This is a genomic window from Escherichia sp. B1147, from assembly GCF_001660175.1.
In the GTDB taxonomy this organism is placed as follows: Bacteria; Pseudomonadota; Gammaproteobacteria; order Enterobacterales; family Enterobacteriaceae; genus Escherichia; species Escherichia whittamii.
The window spans coordinates 453,590-470,234 of sequence record NZ_LFHY01000015.1; the positions used below are offsets into that span (position 1 = coordinate 453,590).

Annotated in this window: 12 protein-coding genes; 3 read left to right on the plus strand and 9 right to left on the minus strand. The window is 50.2% G+C overall.

From position 1 onward, the window contains the following. Positions 1 to 3,099, minus strand: coding sequence for a putative selenate reductase subunit YgfK (gene ygfK, locus A9180_RS17160; RefSeq protein WP_064529806.1), 3,099 nt, complete (start codon positions 3,097 to 3,099; stop codon positions 1 to 3). A 321-nt stretch (positions 3,100 to 3,420) separates the two neighbouring features. Continuing rightward, a complete protein-coding gene (mocA, locus tag A9180_RS17165) occupies positions 3,421 to 3,999 on the minus strand; it encodes a molybdenum cofactor cytidylyltransferase (protein WP_064529807.1) in 579 nt (192 codons plus the stop codon). Between the two features lie 101 nt (positions 4,000 to 4,100). Here mocA and yqeC point away from each other — a divergent pair, with 101 nt between their 5' ends. After that, complete coding sequence (gene yqeC / locus A9180_RS17170; protein ID WP_064529808.1) at positions 4,101 to 4,871, plus strand: selenium cofactor biosynthesis protein YqeC; 771 nt, start codon at positions 4,101 to 4,103, stop codon at positions 4,869 to 4,871. Positions 4,872 to 4,918: 47 nt separating this feature from the next. After that, positions 4,919 to 6,544: a selenium-dependent molybdenum cofactor biosynthesis protein YqeB gene (gene yqeB, locus A9180_RS17175; RefSeq protein ID WP_064529809.1), complete on the plus strand. Its 1,626-nt coding sequence runs from the start codon at positions 4,919 to 4,921 to the stop codon at positions 6,542 to 6,544. Between the two features lie 157 nt (positions 6,545 to 6,701). On the opposite strand, the gene arcC is transcribed toward yqeB, so the two are convergent. The 5 genes from arcC to ygeW all read right to left on the minus strand — a co-directional run bounded on the left by arcC (position 6,702) and on the right by ygeW (position 12,993). Further along, positions 6,702 to 7,634, minus strand: a complete 933-nt coding sequence (gene arcC / locus A9180_RS17180) for a carbamate kinase (RefSeq protein ID WP_064529810.1) — start codon at positions 7,632 to 7,634, stop codon at positions 6,702 to 6,704. A 47-nt stretch (positions 7,635 to 7,681) separates the two neighbouring features. Then, positions 7,682 to 9,067: a D-phenylhydantoinase gene (gene hyuA, locus A9180_RS17185; protein ID WP_064529811.1), complete on the minus strand. Its 1,386-nt coding sequence runs from the start codon at positions 9,065 to 9,067 to the stop codon at positions 7,682 to 7,684. A gap of 215 nt (positions 9,068 to 9,282) precedes the next feature. Next, positions 9,283 to 10,494 (minus strand): YgeY family selenium metabolism-linked hydrolase, encoded by a 1,212-nt coding sequence (locus A9180_RS17190; RefSeq protein ID WP_064529812.1) that lies wholly within the window; start codon positions 10,492 to 10,494, stop codon positions 9,283 to 9,285. A gap of 57 nt (positions 10,495 to 10,551) precedes the next feature. Beyond that, positions 10,552 to 11,748, minus strand: coding sequence for a diaminopropionate ammonia-lyase (dpaL, locus tag A9180_RS17195; RefSeq protein WP_064529813.1), 1,197 nt, complete (start codon positions 11,746 to 11,748; stop codon positions 10,552 to 10,554). 57 nt (positions 11,749 to 11,805) lie between these two features. Continuing rightward, positions 11,806 to 12,993, minus strand: coding sequence for a knotted carbamoyltransferase YgeW (gene ygeW, locus A9180_RS17200; protein WP_001360948.1), 1,188 nt, complete (start codon positions 12,991 to 12,993; stop codon positions 11,806 to 11,808). A gap of 478 nt (positions 12,994 to 13,471) precedes the next feature. Between ygeW and A9180_RS17205 the strand changes: the two genes are divergently transcribed. Beyond that, a complete protein-coding gene (locus A9180_RS17205; RefSeq protein ID WP_064529814.1) occupies positions 13,472 to 15,250 on the plus strand; it encodes a sigma-54 interaction domain-containing protein in 1,779 nt (592 codons plus the stop codon). 40 nt (positions 15,251 to 15,290) lie between these two features. Here A9180_RS17205 and xdhC read toward each other — a convergent pair whose 3' ends face one another. Both xdhC and xdhB read right to left on the minus strand, forming a co-directional pair. Beyond that, the gene (gene xdhC, locus A9180_RS17210) at positions 15,291 to 15,770 is read right to left on the minus strand and encodes a xanthine dehydrogenase iron sulfur-binding subunit XdhC (protein WP_064529815.1); all 480 of its coding nucleotides are present in this window, start codon (positions 15,768 to 15,770) and stop codon (positions 15,291 to 15,293) included. Next, on the minus strand, positions 15,767 to 16,645 hold the full coding sequence (gene xdhB, locus A9180_RS17215; RefSeq protein WP_064529816.1) for a xanthine dehydrogenase FAD-binding subunit XdhB: 879 nt from the start codon (positions 16,643 to 16,645) through the stop codon (positions 15,767 to 15,769). Before xdhB ends, xdhC begins: the two co-directional genes overlap by 4 nt.

Below are 16,645 nucleotides of genomic sequence, written 5' to 3' on the forward strand. Positions count from 1 at the left end.
TTACACCTCCACGCGGCCCAGCAGATAATGATGGTGCTGGTGGACATGGCTAATGATGCGGCACATATCGTTCAGCTCTGGCGGTACGTTGTTGAACTGGCCTTCGCTATCGATATTCAACACCCAGCTTTGGTTATTCAGACGCACGCGTACCCGACAATCTTCCACCAGGAAGCCAGGGTTGCTGCTGTTATCAAAGTCTTGCGACAGGCTAAAGACGGTGATTTTGTCTTTGTACGGTTTTCCGTTCCACGGGCAGAACTGGGCGCAGTTGCCGCATTCGTTGCAGTAGGCGTCCAGGTGCAGCGTCTGGAAACGGTTCTGGAATCCGGGGACTGCAATCGAGACGTTGGCACGGTTCGGACAGACATCCACACACTTGCTGCAAACGTAGTTACATTCAAGACAACGAGCGGCTTCCTGAGCGACAAACGCGTCACGATCATCGCTGTTCACCAGGGTGACAGAGATATCGCCTTTGCGTTGGTAGATTTCCGCAGGGTTGACGTTGTTCCAGTATTTATCGCTTTGGTGGGAACGGATATTTTCCCGACTAAGGATGGCATCGGTAGCCCGACGCGCGGTTCCGACAGCCGCAACAATGGAGGAAGGTCCGCGCTGTACGTCGCCGATCATAAAGACGTCAGTCAGGCGGGTTTCACCGTTATGGTCGACGTCTGGCCAGCCGTTTTTGTCCAGCGGCACGCCCATCGTATTCAGGGCTTCAGTATCCTGCTGTTCGCCAATGGCGGTGATCAGACTGTCTACGTGCAGCGTTACTGTTTCGTTGGTTTCAACCGGACGGCGACGACCTTTCTCATCAGGTTCGCCAAGTGACATGACGCGTAAGGTTAAGGTGCCATCAGCATCGAAACGTTCCGGATTGTTCAGGAAACGGAACTCCACGCCGTCGTGCAACGCTTCTTCATATTCTTCGCGCCACGCAGGCATCTCTTGCAATGAACGACGGTAAACCACAGTCGATTTTTCAACGCCAGGCACGCGTAACGCCGCACGGGCGCAGTCCATTGCGGTGTTACCCGCACCGACAACCACCACATGTTTACCCAGCTTGAGTGCCGCGCCTTTGTTGTACTCGCGCAGGAAGGGGAGAGACTTCCAGACATTCTGGTTATCGCCCGCCAGTTTCACACCGCTGTTTTTGTCAGTACCGGTGGCGATAAGAACGTAGTGGAAGCCCTGATTTTTTAACTGTTCGACGGTCAGGTCCGGCGAGCAACCGTACTCAAATTTCACGCCGTGATCGGCAACAAAATCGATATCGTGCTGAATTAATTCAGCCGGGATACGGAACTGGGGAATGATATTTTTCACCACGCCGCCCGCGTTAGCTTCGCGTTCAAACAGCGTGACCGGATGGCCTGCTCTGGCAAGAAAGTAACCTGCTGCCAGACCCGCCGGGCCTGCACCAATCACAGCAACCGGATGGCGTGAACCGGAGCCGGCTGGTTTGTGCCAGCGTTGCTTATATTCATCCCAGCCTTTTTCCAGGGCGACTTTTTTCAGTTCGCGGATATTCAGCGCACTGTCGTAATCCAGACGAGTACAGTTGTACTGGCACTGGTGATCGCAAATATGACCGGTAATAGCGGGCAGGGCGTTGCGTTGGTAGATAAGTTCCAGTGCGTCAGCATAGCGGTGTTCGCCAAGCAGACGAATGTATTCCGGAATATCTTGCTTGATGGCGCAGGCAGTAACACAGGGTGCAACGTAGCAGTCGGTCAGCGGCAGGTCTTCCGCCACTTCAATACGCTCTTCTGGCTTCCAGTGTTTCTGGGTGTATTCCATGGTTAGCGCATCTGCTGCCAGCCTGTTCAGCCGTTCGACGTCAACACGGTTAAGCCCCCAGGCGTCTGAGTCTTCCAGCTCGCGCATGCAGGCACTTAAGCGCAGATAGCCGCCAGGTTTCAGCAGGTCGGTTGCCATGGTGATGGGGCGAATACCCGTATCGAAAATATCGCGGATAGTTAACTGGCTGGCACCACCGGAATAAGAGATGGGCAGTTTGCCGTCAAAGGCGCGGGAAAGAACGGCTGCGACATTGATGGAGAGCGGGAACAGCGCACGCCCGGACATATACATCTCTTCGCCAGGCAGTGCGCCTTTATTGTTGATGGTGCCGAGGGTGTTAGTCAGTTTGACGCCAAAGCCGAGTGATTTTTCTTTCGCCAGCGCCATCAGGCGTTCCAGCATTTCCAGCGCCTGGGTTAGCTTGAGGTCGTGATCAAATGACTCTTCTTTTAAGCCAATGTAATCGAAACCACAGCTATCGAGAATCTCGCGCACTCGCGCGTAACCCAATAAAGTCGGGTTGAGTTTCACGAAGGTATTCAGCTCTTTTTCTTCCAGCATGTAACGGCAAATGGCTTCGATTTCATGTGGAGGGCAGCCGTGCATCGTGGAGAGAGTTACGCCTTGTACCATGCTGGTGGGGATACGTGCCGATAAGGCCTGCAAACTTTCACGTTTTTCCTGCAAACCGTGGCGGGCTAAAAATGCGTCATTCTGGAGTAGTTTATGAAGAGTATCGCGGTATTGTGCAAACTTCGGATGTGCAGACGCATCCATCATATTATCGATGAACTGCTGCATGGGTGGTTGTTTTATGCCTTCGAGGTTGTAACCGACGCTCATATTAAAGATGAACGATTTACCAGAATCAGAAGGCTGGAACATTGCTTCGAGAAGATGCAGGGCGAACCAGGCTTTGAGGTATTCATCCCACGCTTTAAGCAGGGTAAATTCGGTGGACCATTCGGTGTTAAAACACTCGTCTTCGGCGTCGATACAGGGCTTTTCCAGCTCCAGTCGGTCAAGAATTTGGACGGTTTTTAGTTCGATGAAGCGTCCACCAGTCAGCCAGGAAGTGACGATGTTTTGTGCGAGTTGCGTATGCGGACCTGCGGCGGGGCCGACAGGTGTCGCACAGGTTTCACCGAAAACACTGACAGATTTACCTTTTGCGGGTGAGTAAAACTGTTGCTCGGGAATACCAAAGATTGAGCGTTGTTGTTGGTATTCATCAAATATGCGCGTCAAAAGTTCCTCAAACGGAATGGGACGCATAATATCCCCCATAACCCTCTCCTTAGCTTACACAGATATCATTGAGTGACCGGTATTGAGAAATCCGGTGGTTTAGGGGATAGAGCAACAATCGCACCACTCTTACCAGGTTTGCCGGGCAATATAAAAAAATGTGAGGCGGCTCGAAACTTAATGGCTTTTTGTGAATGATCTCACAGGTGTTAAATGAGAATTAAAATCACTCCCTGGTTTTATTGTTGTCAGGAGTTTTATCACTTTTTCTCATTTCTCAAAATCAGTGATTCTGTATCATTATGATAAAGATGCACTGCGTGGATTTAATATTTGAACGCAATCGTTTAACTGGATTTTCTAAAATTTAGCATGCTTTTTTTGCACATTAATAAAGTCATCTGGGGTATCAATATCTAAAATTATTTCTTCATTTTCCATTTCGACGAAATAATGTTCCCCCATGAGTAATGCCTGGCGCATATGGGTAACATTAGGTTGTTTGACCGCCTGCATCAGGCAGGATTTTGACACTAAAATTGGGTGCCCAGGTGTACCGTTATGGAGCGGGAGTATGGCTCCGTTGTTTCGTAACTTCCAGATTTTTAGGAATATATCTCTGTTGAGGGTTGGCATGTCACCATGAGAGAGAAAACAATGTTCTGTTTGTACCGCGGGTGCTGCGGCCTTTACCGAAGTCAGTAACCCCAGCGCATAATCTGGATTGAAAATAATAGTAATGTTGCTATGGCTTGCATAGCGATTATGCAGTTCATTGCCGCGATAACCAGTGACCAAAATAATTCGGCTACAAAACTGCAACGCATTTTTGATACTCGCGTCAAGAATTGTTCCCTGCTGCCAGGGTAACATCATTTTCCATTGCCCCATTCTTGATGACAATCCGGCCGCGGTAATTATACAGTCGATGGCTGACATAGTGGTTCCATTATTATATGGGTTAATAACGCCTGAAAATGCGTTACTCCCTGATGGATTAAGTAGGGGGATAATTTACCCCAGAGAGGTCATAAAAACGCGTGAAAAGTATAATTGACCCATCGGCGTTATTCATTGATTTAGGCGCACAGAAACGTCCCTCAGTGATTTCTGTTGTTGGCGCCGGGGGGAAAACCAGTCTGCTTTTTTGGCTGGCGCAGTTATTTCAGTCCATCGGTAGGCGCGTGTTAATCACTACGACCACACACATGTTTATGCCAGATTCTCACTGGCCCGTGGTTTTCTGTCGTAATCCCGCCATGCTTCCTCATGCGTCTCTTACTTCCCCCATTTCATTTTGCTTTTACAACTGGAAAGCGAACCAGGGAAAAGCGCAGGGATTTACGGCAGAAGCGATTGATGCACTGGCGCAACGACCAGAATGTGACGTAATTCTCATTGAGGCAGACGGCTCACGTGGAATGCCATTAAAAGCGCCTGGTGAGCATGAACCTTGCATACCCAAAAGCAGTTGCTGCGTGATTGCTGTGATGGGAGGGCATATTTTGGGCGCTAAAGTGAGCACGGAAAATGTCCATCGCTGGTCGCAGTTTGCTGATATTACCGGGGTAACACCTGATACGGCCTTGCAACTGAGCGATCTCGTTGCGCTGGTTCGCCACTCTCAGGGCGCGTTTAAAAACGTACCGCAAGGCTGTCGGCGAGTCTGGTTCATTAACCGTTTTTCTCAATGTGAGAATGCGATTGCGCAAAGCGAGCTCCTTCAACCGCTGCAACAACACGACGTAGAGGCAATCTGGCTGGGCGATATACAAGAACATCCTGCAATCGCGCGCAGATTTGTGAATTAGCGGCCCGGGTATTCCGGGGTACTGAAAGGATATCCATTGAGGTTGGTATGAATATTTTCACAGAGGCTGCAAAACTAGAAGAGCAAAATTGTCCGTTTGCAATGGCGCAAATTGTTGATAGCAGAGGCTCAACTCCCCGCCATTCTGCACAAATGTTAGTGCGCGCCGATGGTTCTATCGTCGGTACAATTGGTGGCGGAATGGTTGAGCGGAAGGTGATTGAAGAGTCGCTTCAGGCATTGCAGGAACGTAAGCCGCGCTTATTCCATGGGCGTATGGCTCGTAACGGCGCGGATGCTGTCGGGTCAGATTGCGGAGGCGCAATGTCAGTGTTTATCAGCGTCCATGGTATGCGTCCTCGTCTGGTGTTGATTGGCGCGGGGCATGTCAACCGGGCGATAGCCCAGAGTGCGGCGCTATTAGGATTTGATATCGCCGTTGCCGATATTTATCGCGAAAGCCTCAATCCTGAACTATTCCCACCATCAACTGCGCTTGTTCATGCCGATTCGTTTGGCGCGGCAGTGGAAGCACTGGATATTCGGCCTGATAATTTTGTCCTGATCGCCACGAATAATCAGGATCGTGAAGCCCTCGACAAACTCATTGAACAGCCCATTGCATGGCTGGGGTTACTGGCCAGTCGCCGCAAAGTTCAGCTTTTCCTGCGTCAGTTGCGTGAGAAAGGCGTGGCTGAAGAACATATTGCCCGTTTACATGCGCCGGTGGGCTACAACATTGGTGCGGAAACACCGCAGGAAATCGCCATCAGCGTGCTGGCAGAAATATTACAGGTGAAAAATAACGCGCCGGGAGGGCTGATGATGAAACCTTCTCATCCTTCCGGACACCAGCTGGTGGTGATTCGCGGTGCGGGGGATATCGCCAGTGGTGTGGCGCTGCGTCTGTATCATGCGGGGTTCAAAGTGATCATGCTGGAAGTGGAAAAACCGACGGTGATTCGCTGTACCGTGGCGTTTGCCCAGGCCGTGTTCGACGGCGAAATGACGGTTGAGGGCGTCACAGCCCGACTGGCAACCAGCTCTGTAGAGGCGATGAAACTGACTGAGCGCGGGTTTATTCCCGTGATGGTGGACCCCGACTGTTCACTGCTTGATGAGCTGAAACCACTTTGCGTGGTGGACGCGATTCTGGCGAAACAGAATTTGGGTACGCGTGCAGATATGGCTCCAGTGACGATCGCGCTTGGGCCGGGCTTTACCGCAGGTAAAGATTGTCATGCGGTGATTGAAACAAATCGTGGGCATTGGTTGGGACAGGTTATTTACTCCGGTTGTGCACAGGAGAATACTGGCGTTCCTGGCAATATTATGGGGCATACCACCCGGCGAGTTATTCGCGCTCCGGCGGCAGGTATCATGCGTTCCAACGTGAAATTAGGCTTTCTGGTGAAAGAGGGCGATGTGATTGCCTGGATTGGCGAGCATGAAATTAAAGCTCCGCTGACGGGAATGGTGCGTGGTTTACTTAACGACGGGCTGGCGGTGGTCGGTGGTTTTAAAATCGGTGATATCGATCCTCGTGGTGAAACGGCTGATTTCACCAGCGTTTCTGATAAAGCCCGGGCGATAGGTGGTGGCGTACTTGAGGCGTTAATGATGTTGATGCATCAGGGCGTTAAAGCGACGGAAGAAGTGCTGGAAGTGGCTTAAATGAAAACGGCCGGATGGTATTACCCATCCGGCCAGAGACTGATGACAAACGCTAAATTGCCTGATGCGCTATGCTTATCAGGCCTACAGGTGCATTACAATCTATTGAATTTTCGGTATTTTGTAGGCCGGATGGTGTCGACATCCGGCCTTTAAATTACTGGCAAATCACCGTTCCGGTTTTGCCTTCAATCCCTTCTTTCGCTTTGCTCAGTACGGTAATCAGTGCTTCACGACCAGCGCGAGAGCGGGCAAACGAGGCGGCGGCTTCAACTTTCGGTAGCATAGAACCTTTCGCAAAATGCCCTTCTTCGATAAAGCGTTCTGCATCGGCCAGTGACAGACGGTCAAGCCATTGTTCATTCTCTTTACCGAAGTTAATCGCCACTTTTTCTACCGCAGTAAGAATAATCAGCATATCGGCATCAATCATTTCTGCTAAACGGGCGCTGGCCCAGTCTTTATCGATAACTGCACTGGCGCCGCGCAGATGGTTACCTTCACGAATCACAGGAATACCACCACCGCCAACGGTGATCACAACCTGGCCTGCATCTACCAGCGCTTTAACTGTCTCTTTTTCAACAATATCTACCGGCTTAGGCGAAGCAACGACACGACGATAGCCGCGACCTGCATCTTCTTTCAGGGTATAGCCCTGTTTTGTCAGTTGTTCTGCTTCCTGCTCGGTAAAGAACGAACCGATTGGTTTGGTTGGGTTGAGGAAGGCCGGGTCGTTAGCGTCGACTTCGACCTGAGTAACCAGCGTTGCAACGGGTTTATTAATGCCACGAGAAAGCAGTTCTTCTCTTAAAGCGTTTTGCAGATCGTAACCAATATATCCCTGACTCAACGCAACACAGACAGACATTGGCAGCATCGGCGAGTGCGCTTCAGTTTTTGCAGCGGCTTCGAATGCCTGGTTAATCATGCCTACCTGCGGTCCATTACCATGAGTGACGATAACTTCATGTCCCTGGGCAATTAAATCAACAATTGCCTGAGACGTAATTTTTACCGCTTTCATTTGTCCGGCCAGATCGTCGCCCAGCGCATTCCCGCCGAGGGCGAGAACAATTTTCTTACTCATTTTTCCTCACTCATCATTCTTGATTGTGTATAGATCCCTGGCAGTGGTTAGATCACGGGAGGGACAAACGGTTTGCGTCGCAGGAAGCGTCCTCGCCCGGCTTTGCCTGTAAAGGTGCCGTCGCAGAAAATCGTTTCACCACGGGATAAGGTTCTGACAATTGCGCCCTGGCAGGTAAAGCCCTCCCAGGGGGAGTAGTCGGCGTTGTCGTGGAGATGGCGATGCTGAATTTGTTGACTCTGACGTGGGTCGATAATTACCACATCACCATCTGAGCCGGGGGCTAATAATCCTTTTTGTGGCCACAGGCCAAACAGCCTGGCGGGCATAGCACTGGTTAATTCAACAAAACGCTCCGGTGTGATACGTCCCGTCATCACGCCGCTGGAGAACAGCAACTGCATGCGATTTTCCACACCGGGTAAGCCATTTGGGCAGCGACTGAAATCGCCTTTAGAAATCTGCTGGCGCTGGGCCATCGAGAAGGTGCAGTGGTCGGTCGCCACCACGTCAATCGCACCATCGCTGATGCCACACCACAGTTTGTCCTGCTCGCGTACGTTACGCAGCGGTGGGCTAAGAATGAATTTCATGCCGTCTTCTGTATCGTAACTACGTTCGTCCAGCAGGAGATATTGCGGGCAGGTTTCAACCCAGACTGGCTGGTGATTCGCGCGGGCAAGGCGCAGGTAATCCAGACCTAAGCCGTTAGACAGGTGGACGATATAGAGCGGGGCGTTACCGGCAATTTGTGCCAGGTTAATCATGCGGGCGATGGCTTCCGCTTCGCATTCCAGAGGGCGACTCAAGGCGTGATAGCGCGGCGCGGTTAACCCTGCGGCGATAAATTCCGCTCGCTTGCTGGCAATTGCTGCGTCATTTTCCGGGTGTACAGTGGTCAGCGCGCCGGATTCATGCAGGCGGCGTAATGCCTGCAATACTTCATCATCGTTGAGTTTGTATTGATAGGTTAAATAGAGTTTAAAACTACTCAGTCCTTCCTCGACCATCATCGGGATTTCGTCGAGGATGGCGTGATTAATATGCTGGATAACACCATGAAAGCTGTAGTCGATGACCGCTTTATGGGCGGCATAGCCACGATAAACTTCCAGTTGATGGCGTAACCGGCAGCCATTTGGGCCAAATCCCATATGGTCAATAATGGTTGTTGTACCGCCACACGCGGCTGCGCGGGTACCGGTAAAAAAATCATCACAACTGCGCGCGATGCCGACATCAATATTGAAATGCGTATGGACATCTACGCCGCCAGGGAAAACAAAACAGCCAGTGGCATCAATTTCTTCATAAGGGAGCTGCGGCGAAATATCGCAGCCCAACTGGCGAACAATGCCGCTTTCAATCAGCAAATCCTGTTTGGCTTGTCCATCTGCGTTAACGATAGTGCCGTTTTTAATCAATACGCGCATAGCAAACTCCAAAAAACCCTCCGGTAAACCGGAGGGAAATAGGTGAAGAGTGAACAGAATGCTGACAAATCGGTTTAATTTTCAACGCGGGTAGGGCTATTCCCTGACTTGGGAGGGGGGAAGATGATGGCCTGTTCCCCCTCACCCTAACTCTCCCCAATGGGGAGAGGGTCCGTCCGAGCGTTTTTGTGACTTTGTCATCAGTCTGAGAATTATTACTCTGTTGCCAGCCAGCTTAACGGGATTGCAGCGTACATAGCGGCACAGGTCACCAGGTGAGATTTCCAGGTTTTTTCGTTTGGCGCGTGTGCTTCAGGTTCTTTACCCGGTCCAAAGCCGATGACCGGAATGCCGTGACGGCCCATGATGGATACGCCGTTAGTTGAGAAGGTCCATTTATCAACGACCGGAGCTTTGCCAAACAGACCTTCGTAGGCATTCACCAGCGTTTTAACGGTGAAATGATCTTCTTCCACTTTCCAGGTCGGGAAGTAGCATTCGGTTGGGTAAACCAGGCCAGTCCAGGACGGACGGTCATAGTTGTACATAGAAACGACAGCATTGGCTTTCTGTACGGCTGGCAGAGCACGGATTTCGTCCAGCGCGCCTTCCCAGGTTTCGCCCCAGGTCAGACGACGGTCGATGGAAACGGCACAGCTGTCTGCTACCGCGCAACGACTTGGTGATGTGAAGAAAATTTCGGAAACAGTCAGAGTACCTTTGCCGAGGAATTCGTCATAGCCCAGACGTTGGGAGAGTTCTTGTAACTCGCCAAGAATCGGGCCCATTTTGAAAATGGCGTTATCACCGCGTTCTGGCGCAGAACCGTGGCAGCTAACACCCTGAACATCAATGCGAATTTCCATACGACCGCGCTGACCACGATATACCTGGCAGTCGGTTGGTTCGGTACTGACCACAAATTCCGGGCGAATGCCGGATTGCTCAATAATGTACTGCCAGCACAGACCGTCGCAGTCTTCTTCCTGCACCGTACCGGTAACCAGCAGGGTGTATTCATCTTCCAGACCGAGGTCTTTAATGATCTTACCGGCATAAACCATTGATGCCATGCCGCCTTCCTGGTCGGAAGTACCACGGCCACCGATCAGTTCGTCGGTTTCCATGCCTTCGTACGGGTCGAATTCCCAGTTTTTGATGTTACCAATGCCTACGGTGTCGATGTGAGCGTCCATCGCCACCAGACGCGGGCCGTGACCGATATAACCGAGAACGTTACCCATCGGGTCAATTTCAACTTTATCGAAGCCGACTTTTTCCATCTCTTCTTTAATACGATGCACTACGCGTTTTTCGTCGCAGCTTTCGCTGGGAATCGCAACCATATCGCGCAGGAAGCGAGTCATGTCTGCCTGGTAATCTTTTGCTTTTTCAAGAATCAGTTTGAATGGAATATTCTTAGCCATTATTTTTCTCCAGATTTTTTACTCCCCGTTTGGCGGGGAGCTGTTCCAATAGGGTGATTAAGGTGCTACAGAGTGTTTGCCTTCCCAGACAACTTCGCGGTAGTGCTTCACGTCGGTGTCGCCTTCAGTGCTGATAACCAGGACGATGGCATCTTTGTTCAGCGCCAGTTTTTCCATCAGGCTTTGACGTTGCGGGTGATAATGAACAGCCGCGAGAACGCCCAAACCGACAGCGCCAGATTCACCAGAAATGATGCGTGGATCGTTGCCGTACGGATTACCCAGTACGCGCATACCTAATGCGGCAACGCTGTCCTGACTGGAGATAAATTGGGTGGCACAGTTACGTAAGATTTCCCAGCCCAGAGGGTTAGGTTCGCCGCAGGCCAGGCCCGCCATGATAGTGGCCATATCGCCGCCAACGTTGACGATGTCGCCTTTGACGCCAGAGCGATAGATACAGTCAGCTTTGTCAGGTTCAACAATAATGCTGTGCAGATTTTGTGTGCTGTAGACGTCGACCAGATAACCCAGCACACCACCGGCCATAGCACCGACACCGGCTTGCAGCAGAACGTGAGTCGGGGTTACGCCCATTTCACGCATTTGCTCGACGGCTTCATCTGCCAGAGTGGCGTAGCCCTGCATGATCCAGGTTGGGATTTTGGTGTAGCCTTCCCAAGCGGTATCCTGCACCACTTCCCAGCCGTGTTGCTGCGCGTGTTGCATGGTCAGGCGAACGGTATCGTCATAGTTCATATCAGTGACGATGCACTCGGCTCCGAGGTTCAGAATGGCGTCAACGCGTTCCTGAGCTGAACCTTTCGGCATGTAAATTACCGCGTTCTGACCGAGTTGCTGTGCAGCCCAGGCAACACCGCGCCCGTGGTTGCCGTCGGTCGTTGTCGCGAAGGTCATTTTTTCGCCGATGGCATTTTTCAGATGCTCGAATGACAGTGTTTCGATATCAAGATGATATTTTTCGCACAACAACTGAGCGATGGCGTATGCACCGCCGAGCATTTTGAATGCGTTCAGACCGAATCGTTTTGACTCGTCCTTAACGAGAATTTTCTTCACACCAAAAAGGTTTGCGAGATCGTCCAGCGCACAAAGCGGTGTTGGGCGATAGCCAGCAATTTTCTGGTGGAACTGGCGCGCCAGTTTTGCCTGGCTTTGCGAAAAGAGCGGTGATGTTTCGCCGTTGAAAAATTTGTTATCGGCGATATCAATCTTCAATGAGAAAACGGACATATCCTATCCTTTTGGCCTCTGGAAATAGAGAGCCGACCTGTCGATCGGCCCGAGGGGTTATTTCACGCGTTCTTGCGCTTCTTTAAGCAGTTGTTCGAGCAGAGCACCCGGTTTGGAATATTTACGGGAAAGGATCATCGCTGCGATGATATATGGCTTCCAGCTGGCTTCTTTGTAGGTCGCGATACGGTATTTTTCGAATACGCCTTCAGTGACTTCACCTTCTTTGCAGGATACGCCGCTGATATCGGCTGGCAGGCAGTGCATATACAGGGCTTCGCCATCACGGGTCAGCTCCATCATCTCTTCAGTACAATGCCAGTCTTTGTGCTGTGCGTTCTGTGCCAGACACTGTTTTTCCAGTGCTTTCAGTCCTTCGTGATCGTTAGCGCGCAGCAGTTCAGTACGCTCTTCCATCACTTTGTAAGGCGCCCAGGACTTCGGATAAACGATGTCTGCGTCTTTGAATGCTTCTTCCATGCTTGTTACCTGACGGAAGCTACCGCCGGATGCTTTAGCATTGTTTTTAGCGACTTCAACGACATCCGGGATCAGGTCGTAACCTTCTGGATGGGCAAGGGTGACATCCATACCGAAGCGGGTCATCAGACCGATGATGCCTTGCGGTACAGACAGCGGTTTGCCATAGCTTGGGGAGTATGCCCATGTCATGGCGATTTTTTTACCTTTCAGGTTTTCCAGTGAACCAAAGTGTTCACGCAACCATGCCAGGTCAGCCATTGACTGAGTCGGATGGTCGATATCGCATTGCAGGTTAACTAAAGCCGGGCGCTGCGGCAGTACGCCTTGCTTGTAGCCGTCGTCGAGCGCCGCGCCAACTTCACGCATATAGGCGTTACCCGCACCCAGATACATATCGTCACGAATACCGATAGCGTCAGCGCAGAAGGAAATCATATTAGCGGTTTCACGGACGGTTTCGCCGTGCGCGATTTGTGATTTACCTTCATCGAGATCCTGCTGTGCAAGGCCGAGCAGGTTAAGCGCGGAAGCATAAGAGAAACGGGTACGGGTGGAGTTATCGCGGAATACGGAAATACCTAATCCACTATTAAAGACTTTGGTCGAGATGTTTTCGGCACGCAGTGCTTTTAACGCTGCGGCAACGTCCAGTACTTGTTTCAGTTCATCTGGCGTCTGTTCCCACGTTAACAAAAAATCTTTCTCGTGCAGGTGAGAGGTCAGCGAATTGATATCCTTAATCAGCTCATTAACAGTTTTCATCATAAAGTCCCGGTAGTGGAATGACAGGCAAAGTGGTTTATTTCACTGTGACTTGCCAAAGTGATTGGTGTTTTCACAGCTATACCAGGGACTAACAATAAACATGCCAGAATTATCTACGCGGTCATGAAACGCTAATCTGACAGGGGATATGTGGGATTGATCACAAATTATCGCCACACTACGGAAGTTAAGAATATACGAAAACGTTTGGCTTTTTTAACGCTGTTATTTATTTGCTGCTAAGTATCAGAAATAAGATAAAGGGGCAGGTGAAACCTCGTCAGTTTGATAAACTCACACCCGTAATTCTCATATTGATATAGAAATGTGATATCACTTCCATAATTTCATTAGAAAGTGATAAAAATCTTATGTTTTTAGCAAAGCGATTTTTGCCTGAGTTAATATCGTTATGATCTGTGAACCATCAACGTCTTCAATGATCGACTTTTAAGTGATTCTGGAAGGTAAAGCTATGGAGCTTGCTAATACGCAGTCAGTTTTGATGCAAATTCAACCAACAATTCAGCGTTTTGCCAGAATGCTAGCCAGCGTTTTGCAGCTTGAAGTTGAGATCGTTGATGAAAACTTGTGTCGCGTCGCTGGAACCGGCGCATATGGGAAATCTCTTGGTCGCCAGTTGAGTGGCAACTCACGCTTGCTCCGCTATGTCCTCGAAACGAAAACCGAAAAGGTCGTGACACATTCTCGCTTCGATCCCCTTTGTGAAGGCTGTGACAATAAAGAGAGTTGTCGTGAGAAGGCGTTCCTGGGGACGCCCGTTATTCTGCAGGATCGTTGTATCGGAGTGATAAGTTTGATTGCTGTTACTCATGAGCAACAAGAACATATCAGTGATAATTTACGCGAATTTTCAGATTACGTTCGCCATATATCGACTATTTTTGTCTCTAAACTCCTGGAAGAGCAGGGGCCGGGAGATAACATCAGTAAAATATTTGCTACCATGATCGATAATATGGATCAAGGTGTATTAGTTATTGATGAAGACAATCGTGTTCAGTTCGTTAACCAGACTGCATTAAAAACACTTGGCGTTGTTCAAAATAATATGGTTGGGAAACTTATTCGTTTCAGGCCATTAACATTTGAGAGTAATTTTACTCATGGACATATGCAACATATTGTCTCGTGGGATGATAAAAGTGAATTGATAATTGGTCAGTTGCATAACATTCAGGGACGACAGCTATTTTTAATGGCGTTTCACCAATCCCATACCAGTTTTTCCGTGGCAAATGCATCTGATGAACCGCATATTGAACAATTGGTTGGCGAGTGCCGTGTTATGCGGCAATTAAAACAGCTTATTAGCCGCATCGCACCTAGCCCCTCCAGCGTCATGGTCGTTGGTGAAAGTGGGACCGGAAAAGAAGTGGTGGCCCGTGCTATTCATAAGTTGAGTGGGCGACGGAACAAACCCTTTATCGCTATCAACTGCGCGGCGATTCCGGAGCAGCTTCTGGAGAGCGAGCTGTTCGGTTATGTTAAAGGCGCATTTACTGGCGCTTCTGCCAACGGTAAAACAGGGCTGATTCAGGCAGCAAACACGGGAACGCTGTTTCTTGATGAAATTGGCGATATGCCTTTAATGCTTCAGGCAAAACTGCTGCGGGCGATTGAAGCGCGTGAGATCCTGCCTATTGGCGCCAGTAGTCCAATACAGGTCGACATTCGCATCATTTCTGCAACTAACCAGAATCTGGCTCAGTTCATAGCCGAAGGTAAATTCCGCGAAGATCTTTTCTACCGACTTAACGTTATTCCTATCACTCTGCCGCCGCTACGTGAGCGTCAGGAAGATATTGAACTGCTGGTGCATTACTTTTTACATCTCCATACCCGTCGCCTGGGATCGGTTTACCCTGGTATTGCTCCCGATGTTGTTGAGTTACTGCGTAAGCATCGTTGGCCTGGAAACCTGCGAGAGTTAAGTAATTTGATGGAATATCTGGTTAACGTCGTTCCTTCGGGCGAAGTCATCGACAGTACGCTACTACCACCAAATCTGGTTAATAACGGTACGACGGAGCAAAGTGAGACGCCAGAAGCCAGCGAGGCACATTTGGCTCTCGATGATGCTGGCGGCACGGCGCTAGAGGAGATGGAAAAACAGATGATTCGCGAAGCGCTCTCACGGCATAACAGTAAGAAGCAAGTCGCTGATGAGTTGGGAATTGGCATCGCCACGCTTTATCGTAAAATTAAGAAATATGAATTGTTAAGCGCATAGCCATCAAAAAATCCGGCCTGAATTCAGGCCGGATTGCGTTTTACTTCGTTTCTTCGCAGTCCAGGACTGTATTCACAATCATTTGATATCCGGTACAGCGACACAGATTCCCAGCCAAACCACGGCGAATTTCCGTAATGGTTAACGGTTTTTCTCGAGGTTTTGCCAGCATCGCCGTAGTGGCCATAATAAGCCCCGGCGTACAAAAACCACACTGTACAGCGCCAGATTTCGCATAAGCCTGTTGTACATGAGACAGTTTGCCGCTTTTTGCCTCGCCTTCCAGCGTGCGGATCTGTTTTCCTTCAGCCCATGCGGCCAGGAATAAGCAGCTGTCTATCGCGGTTCCGTCAACCAGCACCGTACAGGCACCGCATTCACCAACGCAGCATCCTTGTTTGACACTAAGCAGCCCTTGTTCGCGGAGCAGTTCCGAGAGCGGCATGCCTGGCGCGGCGTGAAGCTGAAAAGGCATACCGTTAATGATGCATTCAATAGTAATACTTTCGCTGTGATTCATTGCAATTTTCCCCCCGCCGCAGCGACGGCTTCGCTAATCACTTTTTTGGTCATCGTCTGGATAAGATGTAGACGGAACTCTTTACTTGCTCGCCATGAAGAACGTGGTGCGACATCCTGCAGGACAGATTCGCAGATTGCCTCCAGCGTTTGCAGGTTTAATGGCGCATTTTGCGCAGCCTGTTCGGCGTGCTGGCAGCGGATCGGCGTAGGCGCAGCAACGCCAAATGCCAGACGCAACTCGCTGAAGTAGCCGTTGTTCAATCGACAGTGAGCGGCACACCCGATTGTTGAAATATCCATTGCGTCGCGCATGGCATATTTATAATGTGCGCTACCTGCGTGTTCTTTTGGCTGCGGAGGAAAATGAAACGCGACCAGAATTTCATCATGCTCAAGGGAAACCTTGCCCGGTCCGGTATGAAAACCATTAATCGAGACGAAACGGATCCCACGCGGTGAATGGATTTCCAGTCTCGCGTCGTAAATCAGCGTTGGCGTGGCTGAGTCTGCGCTGGTGGCACCGTTACAAATATTTCCGCCGTAGGTAGCGACGTTACGGATTTGCGGGCCGGCAATAGACGAAGCCGCAGCGCATAACGCCGGAAGATGATGTTGCGTTAACTGATTTTCTATTAACTGGGTAAAGGTCGTCGCAGAGCCGATGCGTAGTGCACCATCTTCCGCCAGCGTAATTCCCCGAAGCTCCCCCAGATTGTGGATATCAACAATATGGCGATAGCGATCATTATGATGGTGGAGTTGAATCAGTACGTCAGTGCCACCGGCGAGCAGTTTGGCCTGCGGATTTTGAGCCAGCAGGTTGGTTGCATCGGCAACGGTCGTTGCGTGATGGTAAGAAGCAAAATCAAACAT

What these genes read in the sequence shown, in the direction of transcription:
- ygfK (WP_064529806.1), bottom strand. Translation starts at nt 3,099, where the DNA reads ATGGGGGATATTATGCGTCCCATTCCGTTTGAGGAACTTTTGACGCGC.
- mocA (WP_064529807.1), bottom strand. Translation starts at nt 3,999, where the DNA reads ATGTCAGCCATCGACTGTATAATTACCGCGGCCGGATTGTCATCAAGA.
- yqeB (WP_064529809.1), top strand. Translation starts at nt 4,919, where the DNA reads ATGAATATTTTCACAGAGGCTGCAAAACTAGAAGAGCAAAATTGTCCG.
- arcC (WP_064529810.1), bottom strand. Translation starts at nt 7,634, where the DNA reads ATGAGTAAGAAAATTGTTCTCGCCCTCGGCGGGAATGCGCTGGGCGAC.
- hyuA (WP_064529811.1), bottom strand. Translation starts at nt 9,067, where the DNA reads ATGCGCGTATTGATTAAAAACGGCACTATCGTTAACGCAGATGGACAA.
- A9180_RS17190 (WP_064529812.1), bottom strand. Translation starts at nt 10,494, where the DNA reads ATGGCTAAGAATATTCCATTCAAACTGATTCTTGAAAAAGCAAAAGAT.
- dpaL (WP_064529813.1), bottom strand. Translation starts at nt 11,748, where the DNA reads ATGTCCGTTTTCTCATTGAAGATTGATATCGCCGATAACAAATTTTTC.
- ygeW (WP_001360948.1), bottom strand. Translation starts at nt 12,993, where the DNA reads ATGAAAACTGTTAATGAGCTGATTAAGGATATCAATTCGCTGACCTCT.
- A9180_RS17205 (WP_064529814.1), top strand. Translation starts at nt 13,472, where the DNA reads ATGGAGCTTGCTAATACGCAGTCAGTTTTGATGCAAATTCAACCAACA.
- xdhC (WP_064529815.1), bottom strand. Translation starts at nt 15,770, where the DNA reads ATGAATCACAGCGAAAGTATTACTATTGAATGCATCATTAACGGTATG.
- xdhB (WP_064529816.1), bottom strand. Translation starts at nt 16,645, where the DNA reads ATGTTTGATTTTGCTTCTTACCATCACGCAACGACCGTTGCCGATGCA.